Source organism: Enterobacter pseudoroggenkampii, from assembly GCF_026420145.1.
GTDB lineage: Bacteria > Pseudomonadota > Gammaproteobacteria > Enterobacterales > Enterobacteriaceae > Enterobacter > Enterobacter pseudoroggenkampii.
The window spans coordinates 1,633,800-1,656,568 of sequence record NZ_JAPMLV010000001.1; the positions used below are offsets into that span (position 1 = coordinate 1,633,800).

At 53.1% G+C, this 22,769-nt stretch carries 23 protein-coding genes; 8 read left to right on the forward strand and 15 right to left on the reverse strand.

Annotated elements, in window-relative coordinates; all coding sequences use genetic code 11:
- Positions 1–17: 17 nt before the first annotated feature.
- The 10 genes from OTG14_RS07935 to OTG14_RS07980 all read right to left on the reverse strand — a co-directional run bounded on the left by OTG14_RS07935 (position 18) and on the right by OTG14_RS07980 (position 9,154).
- The gene (locus tag OTG14_RS07935) at positions 18–566 is read right to left on the reverse strand and encodes an RBBP9/YdeN family alpha/beta hydrolase (RefSeq protein ID WP_267214878.1); all 549 of its coding nucleotides are present in this window, start codon (positions 564–566) and stop codon (positions 18–20) included.
- Positions 567–593: 27 nt separating this feature from the next.
- Positions 594–1,469, reverse strand: a complete 876-nt coding sequence (citG, locus tag OTG14_RS07940; RefSeq protein ID WP_267214879.1) for a triphosphoribosyl-dephospho-CoA synthase CitG — start codon at positions 1,467–1,469, stop codon at positions 594–596.
- A complete protein-coding gene (gene citX, locus OTG14_RS07945; protein ID WP_267214880.1) occupies positions 1,444–1,983 on the reverse strand; it encodes a citrate lyase holo-[acyl-carrier protein] synthase in 540 nt (179 codons plus the stop codon). Before citX ends, citG begins: the two co-directional genes overlap by 26 nt.
- Before the next feature lie 5 nt (positions 1,984–1,988).
- Positions 1,989–3,509 carry a citrate lyase subunit alpha gene (gene citF, locus OTG14_RS07950; RefSeq protein ID WP_248271956.1) on the reverse strand — a complete coding sequence of 507 codons (1,521 nt, stop codon included), beginning with the start codon at positions 3,507–3,509 and terminating at the stop codon, positions 1,989–1,991.
- A gap of 28 nt (positions 3,510–3,537) precedes the next feature.
- Positions 3,538–4,413, reverse strand: coding sequence for a citrate (pro-3S)-lyase subunit beta (gene citE / locus OTG14_RS07955; protein WP_237423100.1), 876 nt, complete (start codon positions 4,411–4,413; stop codon positions 3,538–3,540).
- Positions 4,413–4,703: a citrate lyase acyl carrier protein gene (gene citD / locus OTG14_RS07960; RefSeq protein ID WP_248271954.1), complete on the reverse strand. Its 291-nt coding sequence runs from the start codon at positions 4,701–4,703 to the stop codon at positions 4,413–4,415. The genes citE and citD overlap by 1 nt, the downstream gene beginning before the upstream one ends.
- 24 nt (positions 4,704–4,727) lie before the next feature.
- Positions 4,728–5,795, reverse strand: a complete 1,068-nt coding sequence (gene citC / locus OTG14_RS07965; protein WP_267214881.1) for a [citrate (pro-3S)-lyase] ligase — start codon at positions 5,793–5,795, stop codon at positions 4,728–4,730.
- An 18-nt stretch (positions 5,796–5,813) separates the two neighbouring features.
- Positions 5,814–6,677 (reverse strand): fumarylacetoacetate hydrolase family protein, encoded by an 864-nt coding sequence (locus OTG14_RS07970; protein WP_237423098.1) that lies wholly within the window; start codon positions 6,675–6,677, stop codon positions 5,814–5,816.
- A gap of 70 nt (positions 6,678–6,747) precedes the next feature.
- Positions 6,748–7,992, reverse strand: coding sequence for an MFS transporter (locus OTG14_RS07975; protein WP_032647424.1), 1,245 nt, complete (start codon positions 7,990–7,992; stop codon positions 6,748–6,750).
- 73 nt (positions 7,993–8,065) lie between these two features.
- The gene (locus tag OTG14_RS07980; protein WP_267214882.1) at positions 8,066–9,154 is read right to left on the reverse strand and encodes a 4-oxalomesaconate tautomerase; all 1,089 of its coding nucleotides are present in this window, start codon (positions 9,152–9,154) and stop codon (positions 8,066–8,068) included.
- Between the two features lie 154 nt (positions 9,155–9,308).
- Between OTG14_RS07980 and OTG14_RS07985 the strand changes: the two genes are divergently transcribed.
- Positions 9,309–10,238, forward strand: a complete 930-nt coding sequence (locus OTG14_RS07985; protein ID WP_090416788.1) for a LysR family transcriptional regulator — start codon at positions 9,309–9,311, stop codon at positions 10,236–10,238.
- Between the two features lie 38 nt (positions 10,239–10,276).
- Here OTG14_RS07985 and nhoA read toward each other — a convergent pair whose 3' ends face one another.
- Positions 10,277–11,122 (reverse strand): N-hydroxyarylamine O-acetyltransferase, encoded by an 846-nt coding sequence (gene nhoA / locus OTG14_RS07990; RefSeq protein ID WP_267214883.1) that lies wholly within the window; start codon positions 11,120–11,122, stop codon positions 10,277–10,279.
- Positions 11,123–11,230: 108 nt separating this feature from the next.
- On the opposite strand from nhoA, the gene OTG14_RS07995 reads away from it, so the two are divergent.
- The 3 genes from OTG14_RS07995 to OTG14_RS08005 all read left to right on the forward strand — a co-directional run bounded on the left by OTG14_RS07995 (position 11,231) and on the right by OTG14_RS08005 (position 12,717).
- Complete coding sequence (locus OTG14_RS07995; protein ID WP_248237736.1) at positions 11,231–11,803, forward strand: flavin reductase family protein; 573 nt, start codon at positions 11,231–11,233, stop codon at positions 11,801–11,803.
- A gap of 126 nt (positions 11,804–11,929) precedes the next feature.
- Complete coding sequence (locus OTG14_RS08000; RefSeq protein WP_267214884.1) at positions 11,930–12,292, forward strand: CHAP domain-containing protein; 363 nt, start codon at positions 11,930–11,932, stop codon at positions 12,290–12,292.
- On the forward strand, positions 12,292–12,717 hold the full coding sequence (locus OTG14_RS08005; RefSeq protein ID WP_061715058.1) for a DUF3828 domain-containing protein: 426 nt from the start codon (positions 12,292–12,294) through the stop codon (positions 12,715–12,717). Before OTG14_RS08000 ends, OTG14_RS08005 begins: the two co-directional genes overlap by 1 nt.
- A 77-nt stretch (positions 12,718–12,794) precedes the next feature.
- On the opposite strand, the gene fusA is transcribed toward OTG14_RS08005, so the two are convergent.
- Complete coding sequence (gene fusA / locus OTG14_RS08010; protein WP_267214885.1) at positions 12,795–14,894, reverse strand: elongation factor G; 2,100 nt, start codon at positions 14,892–14,894, stop codon at positions 12,795–12,797.
- 160 nt (positions 14,895–15,054) lie between these two features.
- Between fusA and OTG14_RS08015 the strand changes: the two genes are divergently transcribed.
- On the forward strand, positions 15,055–15,357 hold the full coding sequence (locus OTG14_RS08015; protein ID WP_024909591.1) for an ArsR/SmtB family transcription factor: 303 nt from the start codon (positions 15,055–15,057) through the stop codon (positions 15,355–15,357).
- A gap of 58 nt (positions 15,358–15,415) precedes the next feature.
- Here the strand turns inward: OTG14_RS08015 and OTG14_RS08020 are convergent, their stop codons facing one another.
- Positions 15,416–15,871, reverse strand: coding sequence for a GNAT family N-acetyltransferase (locus tag OTG14_RS08020; RefSeq protein ID WP_090416782.1), 456 nt, complete (start codon positions 15,869–15,871; stop codon positions 15,416–15,418).
- Positions 15,872–16,035: 164 nt separating this feature from the next.
- On the opposite strand from OTG14_RS08020, the gene pdxR reads away from it, so the two are divergent.
- Positions 16,036–17,514 (forward strand): MocR-like pyridoxine biosynthesis transcription factor PdxR, encoded by a 1,479-nt coding sequence (gene pdxR / locus OTG14_RS08025; RefSeq protein ID WP_267214886.1) that lies wholly within the window; start codon positions 16,036–16,038, stop codon positions 17,512–17,514.
- Positions 17,515–17,541: 27 nt separating this feature from the next.
- Here the strand turns inward: pdxR and OTG14_RS08030 are convergent, their stop codons facing one another.
- Both OTG14_RS08030 and OTG14_RS08035 read right to left on the reverse strand, forming a co-directional pair.
- Positions 17,542–18,177: an ECs1377 family protein gene (locus tag OTG14_RS08030; RefSeq protein WP_024909594.1), complete on the reverse strand. Its 636-nt coding sequence runs from the start codon at positions 18,175–18,177 to the stop codon at positions 17,542–17,544.
- Positions 18,178–18,298: 121 nt separating this feature from the next.
- A complete protein-coding gene (locus OTG14_RS08035) occupies positions 18,299–19,630 on the reverse strand; it encodes a 2-hydroxycarboxylate transporter family protein (protein ID WP_033145663.1) in 1,332 nt (443 codons plus the stop codon).
- A gap of 438 nt (positions 19,631–20,068) precedes the next feature.
- Between OTG14_RS08035 and OTG14_RS08040 the strand changes: the two genes are divergently transcribed.
- Both OTG14_RS08040 and OTG14_RS08045 read left to right on the forward strand, forming a co-directional pair.
- A complete protein-coding gene (locus OTG14_RS08040) occupies positions 20,069–21,016 on the forward strand; it encodes an AEC family transporter (protein WP_024909596.1) in 948 nt (315 codons plus the stop codon).
- Positions 21,017–21,048: 32 nt separating this feature from the next.
- A complete protein-coding gene (locus tag OTG14_RS08045) occupies positions 21,049–22,734 on the forward strand; it encodes an NAD-dependent malic enzyme (RefSeq protein ID WP_267214887.1) in 1,686 nt (561 codons plus the stop codon).
- Positions 22,735–22,769 lie beyond the last annotated feature (35 nt).

The window sequence follows — 22,769 nt, forward strand, 5'->3', positions numbered from 1 at the left end:
AGGTTCTCCTGTTAAAGCTAAAGTTGTTCACAAAATTCTGTTAATCGTTCGAGTCCGTAAGGCCATTCGCCAAAACCGGACTCAGAATTAATATGTCCGGCCTCACCGATATCGATGAGATGGCCGCGCCAGCACGTGGCCCAATAGTGAGCGCGGGCAAAAGGCATCAGAGGATCGTTTCGGCTGGCAAATATGATGCAGGGGACGGGTAATGCCGTTGGCTGAATGGCCTCTTCAAGTCCGAAAAAAGCAGGCTCTGCCGGTGCGACCATCACCACCCCGGCTACGTTTACCCGCCGCGTTTGCAGCAGCCGACATGACGCCAGCGCGCCAAAGCTGTGGCCGACGAGGATGGCGGGCAGCGGGCACATTGCCAGCTCGCGGGTAATGGCGGAGACCCAGTTTTCGATATCGGGCTCAAACCAGTTTTTCTGCTGGATCCGTTTCCAGAAGGGAAAACGCCGACCCCAGCAGCTTTGCCAGTGATGTTCATCGCTGTCTCTGAGACCCGGGACCAGAACAAGGGTATAACCCTTACTGAGCTGCTGCAGGCGTTGTTCAATCATGACGTTTTCCTGTTACGCTATTCGCGATTAGTCGGGTGGAAATTGCGACAATAGCCAGCCAACGGAAATAAGATCGGCGCTACCGCCGGGGCTTAAATTGCGTTTGATAAATTCCGCGTCCATTCTGAGCAGCGCGATAACTAATTTATCCGCCGTGAGACGTTTTATTTTTAATAACCGCCTCGCATAGCGTCTGGCGTAGTTCAGACCTTCTATTCCCCCACGGGAAACCAGATTGGTATCCGGATTCGCCGCCATCAAACCCAGCAGCATCCTCAAGAGCGCTACGTCTTCGGATTCGCCCTGACCTGACGCGGTGTGCAGGTGCGGGAGACCCGCCTGGCGAACGGTGATAAAACCGCTGGCCGCTTCCCCTCTCGCCCCGGTAAACCCGTATGTCTGGAACTGCTGCTCGCCCTTCGTTCTGGCGATACCGGTCGTTTTCAGCTCCTGTTCAACGATGCCGGTACAGATAATGCGGGTCTCGCGGCATAAGCTGCGCTGTGTAAGCGTTTCATCCCTTTGCGTCAGACGTCCCGCCGCGGCACACAGCAGCCCCAGAGAGAAGATCCCGCCTTTATGGGTATTTATCCCGCCGGTGGCGTTAAACATCGCCTGCTCGCAGGCCAGGCCTGTTGGTCTTATGGCCCGCAGCGTTTGCGGGCCAGTAAGATGAGCCGTCTCTCTGCCAACGTTAAAGAACGTTGAGAACCAGGGCGCAATCGCCGCGATGCTGGTCATGAACAGCGCAAAATCCATGTCGCGATGCGCCCCGCTGTTTACACGATCCACCAGACCTGGCTTCGGGGTTAAGCGAATTTCCCGATACATGGCCTCGGTAGCCAGCTCAGCGAAGGTGCGCTGAACCTCTGGCGCATTACATCTGGCAAGCGAAGTAGTCATCGGTTAACGCCTCGATTACGCGCGTGAGTTCGGCCTGCGAATGATGCCGCGCACGCGAGCAAACATGGGCCGGTTCATGACAGATAAAGCATCGGCGCATCGGCTGCTGGATGGCGTTTCTTTTTAACAGTCCCGTCTTCGGACAAAACACGTCGATGTCCCACAGGCGTCCCAGAGGATGGTTATCTTCCAGATGCGCCGTGACGTGTTTTATCATCCACGCGGGTGCCGACACCGACCAGAGCGCTTCTGGCCCCGTGACCGGCTGCAGGATCTGATGCCGACAGACCGTCCACTGATGCGTACGGAATACCTCGCCGAGGGCCTGATTCGCGACGGCCATCACCCGTCTGGTCAGGTCGGTATCCTTCACCTCCCCCGGCCAGACCAGCGTGACGGATACAACCGTATGTTCGGACTGAAACAGCCACGCCTGCTGGCGACGGGCTCGCTGTTCTCTGGCGCTCAACACCTGTTCCAGAGTGACTTTCACGTTCGAGGCTTTATCCGTCATGACGATTACTCCTTCACCTGACGAACCACGTCAATCACGCTGCCGTCGCGGTAGCGCACCACGCCGACGATCCGGTCAGTGAACTCAACAGGCTTGGGTTCACCCGAGATGAGCAGCGCCTTTTGATACAGGGCGTCGATGTCTACGACGGTCAGCCCGGCGTTAATCAGGCGTTCGCGAATTTCCGGGCGCGCCGGATTCACGGCAATACCGTGATCGGTAACCAAAACGTCAATACTTTCGCCCGGCGTCACCAGAGTCGTGACCTGCCTGACGACGGTAGGAATGCGGCTGCGGATCAGCGGGGCAACCACAATGGTGAGATTGGCCGCCGCGGCGACGTCGCAGTGTCCGCCCGACGCACCGCGCATCACGCCGTCGGAGCCGGTCAGGACATTGACGTTGAACTGAGTGTCCACCTCCAGCGCGCTGAGGATGACCACGTCCACCCTGTCGCAGCAGGCAGCTTTTGCAGCCGGGTTCGCATAGACGTTGGTGGAAATTTCCACGTGTTCGGGATTGACCGCCATAGAGGCTGCCGCCGCGCCGTCAAAGCTTTGCGTATCGAGGATCTTCTCGATTAACCCTTTCTTATGCAGATCGACAATGCTGCCGGTGATCCCGCCGAGCGCGAAGCGGGCAACGATATTGTGTTTGCGCATCCGGGTTTCCATAAACCGTGTACAGGCGGTTGACGCCGCCCCTGAACCGGTCTGAATCGAAAAGCCGTTGCGGAAATAGCCGGAGTGTTCGATAACGTCGGCAGCAGAGCGGGCAATCATCAGCTCGCGCGGATTGCTGGTGACCCTGGCGGCACCTACGCTGATTTTTGCCGGGTCACCGACGCTCTCAATCTGCACCACATAGTCAACCTGATCCTGAATAATACTGGCTGGCAGGTTGGGGAACGGCTTCAGGGTTTCGGTAAGCAAAACCACCTTTCTGGCATATTTTGCGTCGACCATCGCATAGCCGAGAGAGCCGCACTGCGATGTGCCGCCGTTGCCGCTGGCATTGCCATATTCGTCGCTGCACGAGACCGCCAGAAACGCGACATCAATGGCAATTTCGCCCTTCTGAATCAAATTTACCCGCCCGCCGTGGGAGTGGATTTGTACCGGCTCGTCCATCAGCCCGTGTGAAATCGCATCCGCCAGTTCGCCGCGCATCCCGGAGGTGTAGATTTTGCCGATCACGCCATTGCGTATGTGATCTATAAGCGGCGTATTGCAGGACATTAATGAGCTGGACGCGAGCGTGATGCCTTTCAGGCCGCGCTGAGCCAGTTTGTCCATTACGTAATTGATGACCTTATCCCCTTCGCGGAAGGCGTGATGGAAAGACACGGTCATGCCGTCATGCAGATCGCAGCGGGCCAGCACCTCGTCCACGCTGGCAAACAGTTTGCGCTGTGACTTTTGCTGGCTGTCAGCAAGATAAGGCGTCGCCGCGTTAGCGCCGCTGAAGGCGACGTATTCACGGCGAGAGCCAGGAATGTGATGCAGGGTTTCAGTTAGGTTTTTCATTGTTCATCCTGTCGCTTGCAATAGGGGATTACTGACGAATGCCGGAGGCATTTTTGCGTTCGATCACCACGCGGGCATGGTTGATGATTGGCGCATCGATCATTTTGCCGTTCAGCGAAATCACCCCCAGTCCGTTGCGTTCCCCCTCCTCTGCGGCGGCAATCACGCGCTCGGCGTAGTCCACTTCTTCCTGCGTTGGCGCGTAGGCGTTATGAAGAATTTCAATTTGGCGCGGATTAATCAGTGATTTTCCGTTGAAGCCCATCCGGCGGATGAGATCCACTTCTTTCAGGAAACCGGCCTCATCATTCACATCGGCGTATACCACGTCGAAGGCGTCAATACCGGCCCCGCGCGCGGCATGTAATACGGCGCACCGGGCATAGAAGAGCTCTGTCCCGTCGCCCCGCTCTGTTTGCATATCCATCACGTAGTCAAAGGCGGCCAGCGCAATACCCATTAAGCGGTCGGAGGACTTCGCAATGGCGACAGCATTAATCACGCCCACGGCAGATTCTATCGCCGCCATTAATTTGGTTGAGCCAACGGGACGTCCACAGGTTTCTTCGATGCGGACGATTTCACGTTCGAGCTGATGAATATCTTCCGGGGAGTCGGTTTTGGGTAAACGAATGACATCGACACCCGCCCTGACGGCGGCTTCGAGATCTTTTAATCCAAAAGGCGTATTCAAAGGATTAATTCTGACAACGGTTTCAATATCGTTGTACATAGGATGTTGCAGGGCATGAAATACCAGAAGACGGGCGCTGTCTTTTTCTTTTAACGCGACGGCATCTTCCAGATCAAACATTATGGAGTCAGGTTTATAGATAAATGCCGTCGAAAGCATGGCGGCACTTGAACCGGGAATAAATAACATACTGCGGCGTAACTTTTTCATTATAACGTTTCCCATGTGATGTCTTCCCGGACCATTCCTCTGAGCAGAGCAGCCTGCACGCGGGCGCGGATCACGCAATCCAGCGCGCCTTTATCATCAACGACGATCAGCCCCTGCTCGATGTTGAACGAAGCCAGGGTTTCATTGACAACCTCTGTAATACGTTCGCCAAATTGCTTATACACTTCGCTCTGGATGACCACATCCAGCCCGCTCTCGACGGGACTCACCTTCACCATCAGGTCGCTGGACTCCAGCGTCCCCGCCATTGCGGCTTGCACAATTTTCATATCAATTTTCCTGTGATCATGCGGTTAAACCGCTGCCGACATCGGTTCGGATAAACAAGGCTGATGCTGTACCTCTTTATTCAGAAACGCGCGCGTGGTGGCCGGCACCATACGGCTGGCGGCAGAGATTTTGTTTTCATTCAATAAACGACGAACGGCTGAAGCCGACACCGGAACATTATTGCCATCGGTTTTTCTTTCTATTTCTTGCACACTAATACGGGCCGCCGTACTCGTTTCATCTTCCAGCCAGCGATGCATCGCCCGGTTATACTCCGCGGTTAACGGGCAAAACGGTTCGGTACCGACAAAACGATGGTTAATATTCAGCGCGGGGGCGATGTAATTTCTGAAAAGCATGAGATCAATGGCAGCGTAGGCTTTATCAATAACCTGCTTTTCCTTCAGGAAATAGCCCGGGAATGTGCCGCGGGAAATAATATACGCAGACCCCGGATGAACCGTGACATTAGGGAGATGCTGCGATCCGTTCCTGACCATCGCAAACCGTTCTTTAAACGAAAAAGCGGAGACATCTTCCTGAACAACGAAAACATGCAGCCAGTCGCACTGGCGTGCCGCATGCTCGATTAGATATTGATGGCCCAGGGTGAATGGATTGGCGTTCATCACGATCGCGCCAATGTTTTGCCCCGGCACGAAATGATGGCGACGCAGCTGGCTGCAGTAACGATGAATACCGACCGGCGTATTCTCCATTAATGCCGCACAATTCTCGACTGTCACCAGCGGGTAAAACCCGCATCCGCGAAACGACTTTACGTTATCCGGGCAGGTAAAAAGAAAGAGCTGATGTTCGCCGTTTTGTGCCGCCAGAAGCTCGGCCTCATGAATTAACGTCAGGCTTAACGACGTGCCCCGCCACACGGCATCCACGGCAATGCACTTTAGCGTGTTACCCGCAATACCGGTGCAGGCAACAAGCTGACGCCGATCGCGCGCAACGATAAATTGCTCGATATCGTTATCAATGCCTAAACCGTTGCGGGCCAGAAAACAGGCAACCTCCTCTCTGGCCTTCGCGTTACCGGCGTTAATCACCTCAAATTCTGGCGCTGTGGCGGTGTACATCGTCTCTCTCCTGAGCGTTTAGACGGTCAATTCTTGCTGCTGGGGTTGCGCTTCCACGATGGTGTTCATCAGGCGGCCAATGTTTTCGATTTCGACTTCGACACGATCGCCATCGCGCATAAACAGAGGCGGATTACGTTTTTTCCCGACGCCACCGGGCGAGCCGGTGATAATGACGTCCCCGGCGCTGAGGGAGGTGAACGTACTGATATAGGCGATGAGATCCGCGACTTTGTGGATCATGCTGCCGGTGGAATCATTCTGAACCAGCATGCCGTTCAGCCAGGTGTGGATGGTCAACGCGTGAGGATCGGGGATCTCATCCGCCGTGGTCATATAGGGGCCGAAGGCGCCGGTCTGCTTCCAGTTTTTACCGGCGGTGAACCAGGCGTGCTGCCAGTCGCGGACGGAGCCGTCCATATAGCAGCTGTAGCCCGCGACATGGCCGAGCGCTTCTTTAGCGTCAATGCCGCTGCCAGACTTGCCGATGATGACAGCCAGCTCACCTTCATAATCAAATTCACTTGAGAGAACTGGTTTCATGACTGGCCGCGCGTGGCCCGTTTGCGAGTCTGGAAAACGAATAAAGAGCGTCGGCGCATTATTCGTCTCAGCAAACTCTTTTCGTTTTTCAGCGTAATTCATTCCCACGCAGAAAATTTTTCCAGGCTCTTCTATAACGGGCAGGAAGGTAATGTCTTCAGGCATAATATCCACAGGGTAATCGTGATATTGTCTGGCAACCTCGACCGCATCCCATTGAAGGAGATCTTTCAATGTCGCATATTGATGGCCGATTTTATTACCCAAATCGATAATGCCGTGTTGCGTATAAATCCCGTAGCTTTTGCGGCCCTGATGAATATAACTTGCTAATTTCATAATGATACCTGATTGATATTCGTACTCATTCTGTGTTCACACCCAGGGCGTGAACACATTGTCATGCTATTTATTCTGCTGACTGCGCTGGAACCAGTACCTGCTTATTACCGGATGCCAGATACGTAGCCACGACTACGCCAACGCCAAGTAATGCCAGAATAAATCCGGTCATTCCCTGCCAGCCCATTGAATGGAAGACAAAACCGTTGATAAAACCAATCACCGAACCGCCCATGTAGTAGAAGAATAAATAGAGCGCGACGGCCTGGCCTCTTGCGTGCGTGGCATTTTTACTGACCCAGCTTAAACCGATAGAATGGCAGCCGAAGAAACAGCCGGTAAAAATCACAGCGCCAACAATAAAGGTGACGACATTCGACGTCAGCGTCAGCAGCATCCCTAAGGCCATCACCAGGAACAGCACGCGCAAGACTTTCATTGCGCCATATTTCGCCGATAAGCGACCAGCCTGTGGCGCCGTAAAGAAACTCAGGGCGAAGCTAAAGGAAAGCAGACCCGCGTTTGCCGGTGAAATATGGAACGGCTCGCCTTTCAGGAAGAAGGCCAGATAGTTATACAGTGATGTAAATGCGCCGAAAATAATGAAGCTGATGACAAACGCCAGCGCCAGATTTTTGTTTTTGAAATGCGATGCCGCCCCTTTCACCATACGCATAACGTTAAGGTTCTGCGTAGGCGTAAAGTTTTTCGATTCCGGCAGCAGGAACTTCACCAGAATGGCAACTGCAATCAGACTGACCGCAAACCCGTAAAAGATCACATTGATTGAAACGTGGTCGATCAGCTGGCTAGCCACAATACGCCCGGACATGCCGCCCATTGAGTTACCGAAAACAAAGTATCCCGTCACGATGCCTGCCGCCACCGGTGCGACCTCTTCGCTGATATAGGCCGTTGCTGCCGCAGCGATGCCGCTCAGTGCCAGACCAATCACCGCACGCAGCGCCACCAGCATTGCCCAGGATTGAACCAGCGGGCAGAGCAGCGTCAGAATGCCGCCCAACAGGAGAGAGACAATAATTAACCGCTTCCTGCCGTAGTGATCGGATAATGTTCCGGTAAACAGCAGTCCAATTGCCAGCAATGCCGTTTCTGCGGATAAGATAATACTCACCTGGCTGACCGGGACATTATATTCCACAGCAAGCATCGGCAGCAGTGGTTGGATAAAAAACAACGAAGCCAGCTCCGCAAGTCCGGATAAAGCCAGGGCCAGAATCACGCGAATATTTGCGCTGGCTTTTGCCGGATCGGGTGCTTTCAGGGTATTGTTAGCATGCGTTAACGCCATAATAACCTCAGTATTATAGTTAAGGTACAGAATGTATTATTTAAGATGGTTAATTTTTTATTTGAGACTTTATTCAATCAACTTCAGAGAGCATTTTTTCAGGTACACAAACCACACCTTCAAATAACTTTCGTGAAGTTCGAATAACCGCAGCACGGGTATTTTCGATATTGTCATCCTCTCTTAGCAATGACACCGATATTTTTCCACTTGGGTGTTCAATATCGATAATGTTGGTAAAACGTTCCTTTGGACGATCGGCAACAATTTTCGCGGCGACGGAGCCTTCAATAAGCGTCGCGGTCGAAATACCAATCGAGCCGGTAATCGCCAGTGATTTATGGCAGGTATGCGGCATGAAATAACGCACCTGAAGCGTTCCGCCGTTACGCGCCCGGCTAAGAAGAACCGGTTTAGGGATCACTTTGTTGGATACATCCCCTAAGCCCATCGCCTCGCCAGCCTGACGGCGCAGGTTCTCCAGCCTTTCCTTAAACGCCCTATCGCCATCTAATTCTACAGGTGACTCCCCGCCTGTTTTGCCCAGCGCCGACGCGTCAATCAAAACCATCGGCATCGCCATATCAATACAGGTGACTTCAATACCGTCGAACACGTTTGTCACGCTACCGGTCGGCAGCAGTTTTCCCGTTTTGGAACCCGCAGAATTCAGGAAGGTTAAGCCTATCGGTGCCGCTGTACCCGGGACACCGTCGATTTGAGTTTCGCCTTCATAAACGACGCGATAATCAGGCGTTTGTACTTCGGCATCGACCAGCGTTCCGGTGTTCAGATTGCGGATACGCACCGTCGTCACCGGGCTTTGCGCCTTGACCAGCCCCTTTTCAATGGCAAAGGGGCCCACGGCACAGAGCATATTGCCGCAGTTCGGCGTGGTATCAACGCGACGTTCGTTCACCATCACTTGTGCGAACAGATAATCCACATCCGCGTCCGGACTGTCGGACGGACTGACGATCGCCACCTTACTGGTTTGCGGACTTCCCCCGCCAATACCATCAATTTCGAGTTCATGCCCAGCGCCCATCAGGCTGAGTAAAACTGCATCACGCGCTTCGGTTTCCGCTGGCAGGTCGCTGGCCAGAATGACCGGGCCTTTGGAGGTACCGCCACGCATTAATACGCAAGGGATCTTTAACATGTCTTTTTCTCATTTCGCGTTTATCAGGAACGCAATTAGGTTTTCACACTCCTGTTGATAACTCTAATGTCGAAAAAAGCAGGATTAATACGCTTTGCGTATTAATAGCCCTTACGTTATCGTGGATTTAGGAAAACAATAATCAGGTGCGGATATGCAGCATGAATTACAGGGAATACAAGCGTTTGTAAAAATTGCAGAAATCGGATGTTTTACAAAAGCATCTCAATTTCTTCACATTTCACAACCAGCTTTAACACGCAGAATTCAGAAGCTGGAAGAGAGCCTGGGGACCACGCTGTTTGAACGTTCCACGCGCAGCGTTAAGCTCACAACTGTGGGACGGGAATTTTTACCTAAGGCAAAGAATTTAATCGATTTTTATGAAAGCTCGATCCTGAGTATTAAAGAGATGGCGACGCATCAGGCAGGGGTTATTACCGTTTCCTGTATTCCAACTGCCGCGTTCTATTTTCTGCCTTCCGTGATACGAGATTATAACAATGACTACCCAAACATCCGTATTCGCATACTTGAGCACAGCGCCAGCGATTGTCTCGAAGCGGTGTTAAATGGCGACGCAGATTTCGGCATAAATATGATAAACATCACACATCCCAATATCGATTTTGCGCCGCTGGTGAACGAACCCTTTGTCCTGGCATGCCGACGGGATAATCCGCTGGCAAAAAAACCGCTGGTCACCTGGGACGATCTGGCAGGCATGAAGCTGATTGGCGTCAGGCGCTCCAGCGGAAACCGTTCGCTTATCGATCAGGCTTTCGAAAAGATGGACTGGAAACCGAACTGGTTTTACGAGGTGCGTCATCTTTCAACGTCGCTGGGGATGGTAGAGGCGGGTCTCGGGGTGTCTGTTGTGCCGAGTCTGGCGATGCCAACCGATGAACATCATGTCCTTGTCAGCCGCCCGCTGATAGAACCGGTTATCCGACGAACGCTGGGGCTGGTACAGCGCCGGGAAACCCCTCTCAGCCCGGCGGCGGAAAAATTCAGAGAGCTGCTTGTTCAGCTGTGGTCAGCGGAAAACAACAGCCCGTGGATCGGCAAGTTTACTCAACTGTAAGCCATGATACGACAAAGGGGCTGAGGCCCCTTTCCGCATTATTTTCCCGCCTGAGGATGTGTATCGAAACCGGCCATCACTGCCGTCAACTCTGCAAGTGAAAAACCGTGCTTAGGATCGTCAACGCCCAGCCCAAAGCGTTCCCGCATCAGTTGGTAAAGCGACTCAGCATCCGGCAAGTGGATCTGCTCCTCCACATGGCCATTCTGCCAGTGGGTAAAGTTGAAGTTAGTTAACGTCAGCTTGCCGCCGTCAGGCAGATGGCGGCACATCAACAGATGATGACGGAAGTGCGACTGCGGCCAGTGCGCTGACCAGAAATTCCCCATCACGTAATCACTGAAATACTGTGTCGTCAGGTCAAACTGGTACATCGACTGCCAGTGCTCGTGGTGACGGAACTGCAGCACCCAGTCATTACCCTCGCTCAGCAGACGATACAGCCCGTGCGGCGTATCTTGTTCTTCACTGGCGAGCAGACGAATCGGCGCCGTCAGCGTCTGGCCGCCAAACCCCACGTCCGCAATCCAGCGCTCGCCGTTAAGCTCAACCAGCAGCAGGCGGTGCGTGCGCGGCGGCATTTGCGTCGGACTCGCTAATACCACGCGTCCCAGTACGCTACGCACGGTAAACCCGACCTCACGCAATACGCGTTCGAACAGACCGTTTTGCTCAAAGCAGTACCCTCCGCGACGCGCGGTGACCAGCTTGTCGACCAGGCACCGATCGTCAAGCTGGATTTCGCGTGGCAGAACGACATCCATATTCTCAAAAGGGATCGCACAGTTGTGATGTAAATGCAGCGCGCGCAGGGTATCAATATCAACAGCGGTCGGTTGCGTCCAGCCGATGCGGGCGAAATAGGCGGTCAGGAATGGGGACATTAATCAGTTTCCTTTGATTGTGATGTTCTGTTTATAAACTAATTTTACGCACTCACTTTGATTTACGTGCTTTTTCGTCATACTCATCGATGTAGATGAGGAGATCCTATGAGCCACTTTCGCCCTGTTGAATTACGTCATGCCAGCCGTCTGCTGAACCACGGCCCTACTGTGCTTATCACCAGTCGGGATGAAAGCCTCGACAGACGCAACGTGATGGCCGCCGCATGGTCAATGCCCGTTGAGTTTGAGCCGCCGCGCATCGCAATCGTGGTGGACAAAAGTACCTGGTCGCGCGAGCTGATTGAACGCAGTGGGAAATTTGGCATCGTCATCCCCGGCGTGGCGGCGGCCAACTGGACTTACGCGGTCGGCAGCGTCAGCGGGCGCGATGAAGACAAATTCAACTGCTACGGGATCCCGGTCGTGAACGGTCCTGAACTTGGCCTGCCGGTGATTGAAGAAAAATGTCTGGCGTGGATGGAGTGTCGGTTATTACCTGTAACTTCTGCGGCAGAAAAATACGATACGCTGTTTGGAGAAGTGGTTTCAGCGGCAGCCGATGAACGCGCGTTTGTCGCCGGACGCTGGCAGTTTGACGAGGATAAGCTGAATACCCTGCATCATCTTGGAGCCGGGACATTTGTGGCGAGTGGGAAGATGGTGAAGGCGCTGGATTGATTTTCTAAATGATATCTTACTGAATTATATTAAATTTCTATGGCATTTTATGTTTACTATTGCGTGGTAAAACGGAGGATATTTCCGGAGTTGCTGCATTAGCATTCTCGCATTAAGGAAATATCAATGACATGGAATAAAGATGGCGCAATCTCATATGCCAAATCACACGCCCAACCTAAGAGCACGGGGTATTGTGCTCACTACGTCACCGAAGCGATCAGAACGGGGGGAAGATTAAAAATCCCCAATACGCGTCTGGCAAAAGACATGGGGCGTACATTGGTCAACGCTGGATTCCGCCTGGTATACGATCAACCTCATGCCGGTGACGTAGCCGTTATCCAAAATATTGTGGGTCACGATAGCGGGCACGTTTGCATATACGATGGTCAGCAATGGATAAGTGATTTTGTACAACGCACTCTGTATTCAGGACAGGCTTACCGAAACATACAGCCCCATTACGAACTGTTCAGGCATGACTAATGAAAACACTCTGCTTTTTTCTTTTAGCCCTGTCTCCCTTCGCGGTCGCAGATAGCATCTCTTCACCAGACCAGGCAGCACTTAAATTCAATCAATGGTATATCGCTCAGCTGAATCAGGACAAACCGCCGGTGCTGAAACCAGACATCATGAATGAATATGTTGCCTCAGGGACCATTGCAGCGATTAAAGAAATGTACTCTGGCGACAGTAACGAAAAAGACATGCCCGATGCTGATATGTTCATCAAATCGCAGGACTGGGATGAAGACTGGAATCAGATAACCGTCTTACACTCTGATTTTGATGCCGTTTGCACAAACGTCTATCTCGCATTTGGTAAGAAACAAGATCACGTTGTAGCAGATTGTCTCGTTCAGGAAGAAGGGAAATGGAAAGTTCGATCGGCCACGCTGATCAAGTAATAATCGGATATGAAAGCCCTCTGCTACAGCGGCAAAAGCACACGGTAACCCAGCGGCTACCGTGTGCAATTCATTAACTACTTCGCACGTCGTGAAATAATCTCATCCGCAACATTCCGCGGGGCTTCCGCAAAATGATGGAACTCCATCGTATACGTCGCGCGTCCCTGGGACATCGAACGCAATGTGGTGGCATAGCCAAACATCTCTGCCAGCGGCACGTCAGCACGAATAATCTGGCTGCCGTACTGCTCCGCCATCCCCTGCACCATGCCGCGTCGTGAAGAGAGATCGCCCATAATGTTACCGGCGTACTCTTCCGGTGTTTCCACCTCCACGTGCATGATCGGCTCAAGGATCACCGGATCCGCCCTGCGGGCGCCCTCTTTGAAACCGAGGATCGCCGCCATGCGAAAGGCCATCTCCGAGGAGTCGACATCGTGATACGAGCCAAACGTCAGCGTCGCTTTGACATCGACGACCGGATAGCCTGCCAGTACCCCGCTGTTCATTGCTTCCCGCAGCCCTTTCTCAACGGACGGGATATACTCACGCGGCACCACGCCGCCCTTAGTGGCATCTTCAAATTTAAAACCACTTCCGGGCTCCAGCGGCTCCAGGCTCAGCACCACATGACCGTACTGGCCTTTACCGCCGGACTGACGGACAAATTTGCCTTCGATATCCTTCACCGTTTTACGCAGGGTTTCACGATAGGTCACCTGCGGACGACCGATATTTGCCTCGACGCCAAACTCACGTTTCATGCGGTCGACGATAATCTCGAGGTGTAGCTCACCCATCCCGGAGATAATGGTCTGGCCGGACTCTTCGTCAGTATGCAGGCGGAAAGACGGGTCTTCCGTTGCCAGACGCTGCAGCGCGATCCCCATTTTCTCCTGATCGCCTTTGGTTTTCGGCTCAATCGCCAGCGAGATCACCGGATCCGGGAACTCCATACGCTCAAGCGTAATGACGGCGTTCGGATCGGTGAGCGTGTCGCCGGTGGTCACGTCTTTAAGCCCGACACAGGCCGCGATATCCCCGGCACGCAGTTCGTCCACCTCGTGGCGATCGTTAGCATGCATCAGCACAATACGTCCGATACGCTCTTTCTTCCCTTTCACCGGGTTGTACACCGCGTCGCCTTTGCGCAGCACGCCAGAGTACACGCGGATAAAGGTCAGCTGCCCGACATACGGGTCGCTCATCAGCTTGAACGCCAGGGCCGAGAACGGCTCATCATCGCTCGGATGACGCTCCGCATGCTGCCCTTTTTCATCCACGCCATCAATGGCCGGCACGTCCAGCGGCGACGGCATGAGCTCAATAACCGCATCGAGCATGCGCTGTACGCCTTTATTCTTGAACGCGCTGCCGCACAGCATCGGCTGGATTTCGCCCGAGATGGTGCGAATACGCAACCCTTTGATGATTTCCGCTTCCGTCAGGTCGCCCGTCTCCAGGTACTTATCCATCAGTTCATCGCTGGCTTCCGCCGCCGCAGAGACCATTTTTTCCCGCCATTCCCGGGCGGTGCTGACTAAATCATCCGGCACGGGCGCATAGGTAAACACCATGCCCTGCGTCGCATCGTCCCACAGAATGGTGCGCATCTTGATGAGATCCACCACGCCGGTGAAGTGATCTTCAGCACCCACCGGGATGACAATCGGCACCGGATTGGCCTTCAGGCGTTCCTGCATCATCCGCACGACGCGGAAGAAATCGGCACCCGGACGGTCCATTTTGTTGACGAAGGCCAGTCGCGGAACGTGATATTTATTGGCCTGACGCCAGACGGTTTCTGACTGCGGCTGCACGCCGCCCACGGAGTCATACACCATCACGGCACCGTCGAGTACGCGCATGGAACGTTCCACTTCAATGGTGAAATCCACGTGCCCCGGGGTGTCGATGATGTTAATCCGGTGCGGCTCATATCCTCTGTCCATACCCGGCCAGAAGCAGCTGACCGCCGCGGAGGTAATCGTGATCCCGCGCTCTTGCTCCTGCGCCATCCAGTCAGTGGTTGCCGCGCCATCGTGTACTTCACCCAGCTTGTGGCTCATCCCGGTATAAAACAGGATGCGCTCAGTGGTGGTGGTTTTACCGGCATCGATATGCGCGGAGATACCGATGTTGCGATAACGTTCGAGAGGGATGGGTCGGGGCATGATATTTCCTTAAGTCTTATGACTTGTCTGTGACGACCAGGATGGTCGTGCATTCGTTCGTTTGCTATAATAGTCCTATTGTACGAGTATTATCGAACTATTTTTTAACGGTTGACCTATTGTTGATATAGCTCAATCTGACGCCATACGCAGGAAAACGATGATCCCAAACCACCCTGAAACTGAACAAATACTGCTGGAAAATGTGCTGTTTGCCCTCGGCAACCCGCTCCGGCTGTCGATAATTCGCCGGCTGGCCGATGGCAGCGAACTCAGCTGTAACGCGCTGCGCCCGGAAGATGTGGTTAAGTCTACGATGACCCATCACTGGCGCGTATTGCGCGACAGCGGCGTGATCTGGCAGCGTCCGCAGGGACGAGAAAACATGATTTCATTGCGCAGAGAGGATCTGGATGCCCGCTTTCCGGGGCTGATGGCGATACTTTTACAGGCTAAATCATAAGGGCATATCGGGTTAAAGCCCCTTAATGATGTAAGGGGCATATCGTCAGCAAAGGGATTTACCTTACCTGCATACGATATTCAATCATTCCACTTTTTTTCGCAATCCAGTCATACAATCGTTGCCCGCGATAGTTGGCTTCATGCGTATGCCAGTAAAGATGACTGGCATGATGTTTTCTGGCTTCTCTCTGAACATATTCTATTAACTGTTTGCCAATATGTTTGCCCCTGACAGCTTCGCAGACATATAAATCTTCGAGGTAGCAGTAATCGCTCTCAGCCCAGGTCGAACGGTGAAAGAGATAATGCGCAAAACCCACTATTTCTCCATTACATCGTGCCACCACGCAGAATAGCGGCTCAACGGGGCTGAAAAATCGTTGCCAGGTTCGTTCTGTAATCGCCCCGGACAGATCGACGTTGTAAAACGCCTGATATTTTCCCCATAGTGGCATCCAGCTTTCAAAATCACGTTCTTTAACTGCCTCAATTGTCACGATCGTACTGTTCATATTGCCTCTTCTCTCACCCGTTTATTCGTTTCAGGAAGAGTGTATTCGCTGAATGGCACGTTTTGCCCCGCCAATTCTCGCCATCAAAGCAGACCAATTTTTCATCCTGCTGCATGCAGTATTGCTTTAGAATCAAGAGACACAGAGGAAAAGTGGACAACGTAATGTTTAAGCACGCGCAGCTTGAAACGGTTAAGGCATGGATTATCGACCCCGCTAACGGATCGCTACCGCTTCATGAAAGGATCCAGAGAGCAATACGGACGCTGATACTGGAAGGGGTATTATCTCACGGTAAGGCCCTTCCTGCTTCACGCGCTCTGGCGGCTTCTCTCAGCGTTTCCCGGGATACCATAGAAGTGGCCTACTCCAGCCTGCATGCCGAAGGTTTTATTGAGAGACAAACAGGCAGAGGGAGCTTCGTCTCTTCCAGCGCGCGCTTTTTAAAACCCCGTCCTCGACAGCATCAGCCAACCGCTGAGATACGAAAAGCAAAACTCAGCGTCCGAGGTAAGATCGTTTATGAAAGCGGCGGGATCCGCGAATTTTCCTCCCCTCGTCCCCTTGCGCCCGGCATTCCAGAAACCCGCATGTTTCCCATTTCAACCTGGGAGCGTCTTCAGCGACAGGTCCTGAAGGAGTTTCAGCATCAGGCATTAGAGCAAAGTCCACCACAGGGTATAGAGCACCTGCGACGGGCCATTGCGGAATATGTCAACCTTGAGCGCGGGACGCGTGCGAGGGCAGAACAGATCATCGTTCTGACAAGTTCTCAACAGGCGCTTGCGCTCTGTTCCCACGTGCTGATGGATGCCGGAGACGGCATTGTCATTGAAGATCCCTCCTATCAAGGGGCACACAAAGCGTTCAACGCCGCAGGACTTCGCTGCATTCCGGTTCCTCTTGATGAAAAAGGCATCTCGGTTGACGGTCTTAATTCTCTGACCGAGCCAGCCAGGGCGATATACCTTACGCCTTCTCATCAGTACCCTACCGGGGTGACGCTCTCTCTTGACCGACGACTGTCAGTTGTCAAATGGGCAAACCGTTACGGGGCCTGGATCATTGAGGATGACTATGACAGTGAGTTTCACTACGAAGGTAAGCCTATGGCCAGTCTTCAGGGGCTTGATACGTACAACCGGACAATTTATATCGGCACGTTCACCAAGTCTCTGTTCCCTGGGCTGCGTATTGCCTACATGATCGTTCCCTCAGAATTGACAGAGCCCTTTACCATGGCGAGGACATTGATGGATGGTCACACCGCCTCAATAACCCAGCTGACGCTGGCTAAATTTCTGGAGGGAGGCCATTTTGGTGCCTATGTTCGTAAGATGCGGGGAATTTATGTTGCTCGTCGCGACACGCTGGCAAGCCTGATGGATGCGTATCTTTCTGAGTATGTTGCCTCTGAAACGCCTGCGGGGGGAATGCAAATGCCTTGTCACCTCAAGCACGGAATATCCGAGAAAGAGATAGCCACCGCCGCCCGCCGTGCGGGTGTTGATATACTTGGGCTTACCGATTTATATGCAGGTCCCCCCGCGTCCACCGGTTTTTTGATGGGATTTGCTGCTTACACGGAAAGGGAAATAGAAGACGCTGTAAAAAAACTGGCCGCCATTTTCCGTCATGTTTGATGCAGTCGACCGCTCAGCGGCGAATACTCATTCCGGGCGAGCAAGGCTATATACGGGGATCCGTCGGCTGGTCTTTGTCAGCGTATCAAAGACTTCGGTCTCCGACGTCACAATTCTCACGCCCATTTTCCTTAACCTCTGTACATCCGCCGCAATGCGCTGAATGCCAAACCAGAAAAGCCCGTCAAGTGCCGTCACAGACAGGCCGTTTTCCAGCGCCAGCTTGAGACGTTCCTTTGGGGCTTTGACCTGCTGGGCAATTTGCCTGTAAGGCACTTCATTACATCCTGTCGCGTCACTGCGCTGGATCCGCGTTTTCAGCTGATAGGTAAACTCGTCAGGTATTCCATCGAGATCCCTTTTCAGGCTATAGACGCAGCCAAAGCGCTTGCCGTTAAACAGAACATTTTTCTGACTGAGCTGAAGCTCTTTTCTGACAACGTCTATTAACTGGGGCGCACGGGTGAGAAGTAGCCTGAAGGGCAGCTCGAAGCTGGTGACGTAATCCACATTAAGCAACGCGAGACGCAACCGCTCCTCTGCCCCGGACTTTTGCTCACGACACTCTTCCATCACCTCCGCCCACTGGCGCGTCAGGCGCTCCGGCTCGGCGGCTTCGGTAAGGAGATATTTTTCAATCTGATAATCAACTCTTCCGGTCATCGTGTGGTATCCCGTCGCTGTGGATGCGGTAATTCTATACAGTACGGTGATATTTATAAAGGACTGAACCGCAGCGACATCCTGAAAATGTCGTTGCGATTCAGTATCCTGACGTTTCGAATCAGTGCGCCATAATCCAGCCCATCAGCAGCGTGGCGAAAATCACCGTCGACGCGCCGCCGATGCGGGTGGCGATCTGCGCGAACGGCATGAGCGACATCCGGTTAGACGCGGACAAAATGGCCACGTCCCCCGTTCCGCCCAGCCCGCTGTGGCAGCAGGTTACAATAGCCGCTTCCACAGGATACATATTCAGACGCGACGCGATAAAGTAGCCGCTCAACGCCATTGCAATCACAACCGAACCGCATACCACCACGTATCCTACCGAGAACACCGACACCACGCTCTCAAGCGGCACGTATAACATCCCAAGGCCGATCATCAGCGGCCAGACCAGCGCAGCCGAGACGAATTTATAGCAACTGTGCGCGCCCTGCTCCATTGAGGCCGGGATCACCCTGAAGTATTTACACAGAACAGCAATCAGGATCATCAGCACCGGGCCGGGAATGTGGACCAGTTTTTCAAACAATCCGCCGACGATGAAAAACGCGCACACCATCAGTAACCCGCCGCCCATCAGATGAAAATCCGTCTGCTGCGTGCTTTGCGCTCCGGCAAACAGGCTGGCGTCGTCTTTACTCCGCGTGAGCATGCCATTTCCCGAAAGCGCAGGACGTTTCGCGCCGAGACGCGCCAGCGAGCCCGCACAAATAATGGCGAAGATATTCCCGACGACCGCAGCGGGTGCCAGCTGTGCAACGTAGACGTCCGGCGTCTGCCCCAGTATTGCCGAATAGGCCAGGGACAGCGGCAAAATGCCCTCGCCAATTCCGCCGCCAATGATGGGCACAATGATGAAGAAGAAGGTGTGGTAAGGCGTATAACCAAACAGTGAGCCCACAATGAGGCCGCTCAGCACGGCCATGCATGTTCCCGCCACCAGCGGAACAAACATGCGCATCATCCCCTGGATCAGCAGCACCCGGTTCATCCCCAGAATGCTGCCGACCACCAGGCAGGCAATCACGAAATAGAGCAGGTTCGCCTCTTTCATCAGCAGATGCACGGTATCAAGGGTATGTTTCCCGAATACGCCAAAATAGACCAGCACGGAGGGCACCATCAGGCACAGGATCGCCGGGCCGCCGATATCTTTCAGCACCGGGATTTGACGCCCTACTTTCGCAAACGCGAAACCGAGGGTCATGATCACCGCGAGGCCACCTATCATATTTTTCGGCAGCAGCCCTGCCCAGGCGGATGTCGCCACAATCGCGGCAATCCCGACGAACAGCATCAACGGGACCGTGCCCACCTCGGTATTGTTGAGCCCAAAGGCAAAACGCGAGGTAGACAGCTCAGAAGTCGGTACAGGATTATCTTTCATATAATCACCTGAAAATTGTGTTCGGATATACAGAGAAAGGAATAACTGAAACTATTCCTGATACGAAAAAATGTTCTTAAATATAAATAATGATTTAGATGGCCTTTTCTAAAAACAGGCTCAGGGTGAAATTATCACGGGCCTGCAGGGAGAAATGTGAACAATTCGGCTCTTTGCCTTTAAATAACTTAATTCAGCGTTAAGTAACTAAAGTTATTTATGGCAACTCATGTCGCATTCTTGCGTCTTATCAATTTTTAACGAAAGTATTACTTATCCAACTAATGCAATCTTTTTGAAATTAATAAAACCAGAGAGAGTGTGACACTTGTCACTCCTGCCCTGCTATCTAAGCGCTAGATTAGCGCTAGATTAGCGCTAGATTAGCGCTAGATTAGCGCTGCAATAAAACACATAAAATACCCTACAGGAAATACTATGCCTTCATTACTATTACAGTCACTGTTTCCGCTCGTCTTTATTATGTTACTTGGATGGCTAAGTGGAAAGCTGGGATATTCCCGGCGTGAAGATGCAAACGTCATGGCAACCGTGGTGATTCGTTTCGCCCTTCCTTTTCATCTTTTCATTGGTGCATTGCATACCGATCCCAATAAAATTAAAAACCTGACCTTTATGGCCGTCCTGGTTGTCGGTTTAATGGGGTCGTATTTACTGACGCTGTTTATTTCACGCTATGTTTTTCGCCACGATATCAAAACCAGCGCCATTCAGTCTCTGGTTTGCGCCTTTCCTGATATGGCCTACTTTGGCGCGCCGGTCCTGGCGGTATTGATTGGGCCGGAAGGATTTATCGGTGTGCTGATAGGTAACATTATCACCAGCGTTATCATGATCCCTCTGACTATCGTCCTGATTCGTATGGGTGATAAAAACGGTCATGATGGCCTGGAGGCGCTGCACCCGGGGGCGATGATCGTGCAAAACCTCATCAAAGCGGCTCGCAACCCTATCGTCTGGATCCCGGTCTCCGGCGTCTTGCTCAGTCTCGCCGGTGTGCAAATCCCTTCCATTCTCAGCATGCCTATTGAGATGGTTGGCAAGGTTTCCGGCGGACTGTCCCTGTTTGCCCTCGGCCTGCTGTTTTACGGTGAACGTCCAAAACTGAACGTGCAGACATTTACCAATATCAGTATTAAAAACCTGATTCAGCCGGCAATGATGGCCGCCGCAGGGATCGCCTTTGGCCTGAGTCATACCTTACTGCAGCAGGTCGTAATTATTGGCGCAACGCCTTCCGCTATTGCCGCAGGGATGTTTGCTTTACGCAGCGACACCTATATTGATACCGCATCCTCTTCCATATTAATTGGTACTGCCGTCGGGGTCGTGACCGAAGGCATTATGATCTATTTCATCTCTTAATCTGTTTTATATAAAAAATTCAGGAGTTAACCATGTCCCGGAAAGAAGTTCTGTACACCCCTTACAATGGGGCCGTATTGCTGGAGAATCCGCTATTAAATAAAGGACTCGCTTTTATTAAAGAAGAGCGTGATAATTTTAATCTGCATGGGTTATTGCCGCACAACGTTGAAACCATTGAAGAACAAACCGAGCGCGCCTGGGTACAGTTCTGTCATTTCAAAAGCGATATCTCGCGTCATGTTTATCTGCGAAATATTCAGGACACCAATGAAACTCTCTTTTACAATCTCTTGCGTTCGCATCTGAAAGAGACGTTACCGATTATCTATACCCCGACGGTCGGTGAAGCCTGCGAGCATTTCTCTACGATTTATCGCCGCGCGCGCGGCTTGTTTATTTCATGGCCTAACCGTCATCGTATTGATGAGATGCTGCAAAGTTTTTCACGCAACGACGTTCGCGTGATTGTGGTGACGGACGGGGAACGTATTTTAGGGCTTGGCGATCAGGGTATCGGCGGTATGGGCATCCCGATTGGTAAGCTGTCGCTGTATACCGCCTGCGGGGGGATCCATCCGGCCTCTACCCTCCCGATTATGCTGGATGTCGGCACCAATAATCAGCAACACCTCGACGACCCGATGTACATGGGCTGGCGTCATCCGCGCATCAGCGACGACCAATACGCTGAGTTTATGGATATGTTTGTCAGCACCGTGAAAGCACGCTGGCCCAATGTTCTCCTGCAGTTTGAAGACTTTGCGCAGAAAAACGCAACTCGCCTGCTCCAGCGCTACCGCGACCAGCTGTGCTGCTTCAATGATGATATCCAGGGCACGGCAGCGGTCACCGCAGGTACGCTGATGGCGGCGGCCCATGCGGCAGGCACCCGCATTCGCGATCAGCGCGTTGTCTTCCTGGGCAGTGGTTCTGCCGGATGCGGGATCGCTGAAAAAATTGTGGCGCTGATGGTGGATGACGGCCTGAGCGAGTCCGAAGCGCGCAGCCGGATCTTCATGGTCGATCGCTTCGGTCTGCTGACCGACGACATGACCAACCTGCTCGATTTCCAGAAAAACCTGCTTACCGCGCGCGACGCCGTTAGCCGCTGGCAGGTAGAGGCGAAGAATATTTCCCTGCTGGACGTGGTGAAGAACGCGCATCCTACGGTGATGATCGGCGTTTCAGGCCAGCCGGGTCTGTTCAGCGAAGAGATTGTCAAAGAGATGCATCGCCACTGCCCCCGTCCGATTATCATGCCGCTCTCAAACCCGACGTCGCGGGCGGAGGCCCAGCCTCAGGATCTTATCGCCTGGACCCAGGGAGCCGCGCTGGTGGCCACCGGCAGCCCGTTCGCGCCGGTATTCTGGGAGAATGCACACTACGAGATTGCCCAGTGTAATAACGCCTATATCTTCCCTGGTCTGGGGCTGGGCGTTCTGGCCTGTAACGCGCGCCGGGTCACGGAAGAGATGCTGATGGCAGCAAGCCGCAGCCTGGCCGCGCAGTCTCCTCTGGTCACCACGGAAAAAGGTGGATTGCTGCCGCCGGTAGCTCAGATTGAAACGGTCTCACGCCAGATTGCCGTCGCCGTCGCCCGGGCTGCGATTGAACAGGGCGTGGCACCGGCGATAGATGATGAGACGTTGATGGCGCGTATCGAGAAGACGTGGTGGCAGGCGGACTATGCGCCGTACCGCCGATCCGCGCTGTAGCGACGGTCATGCCCTCACCGCAGGGTGAGGGCATC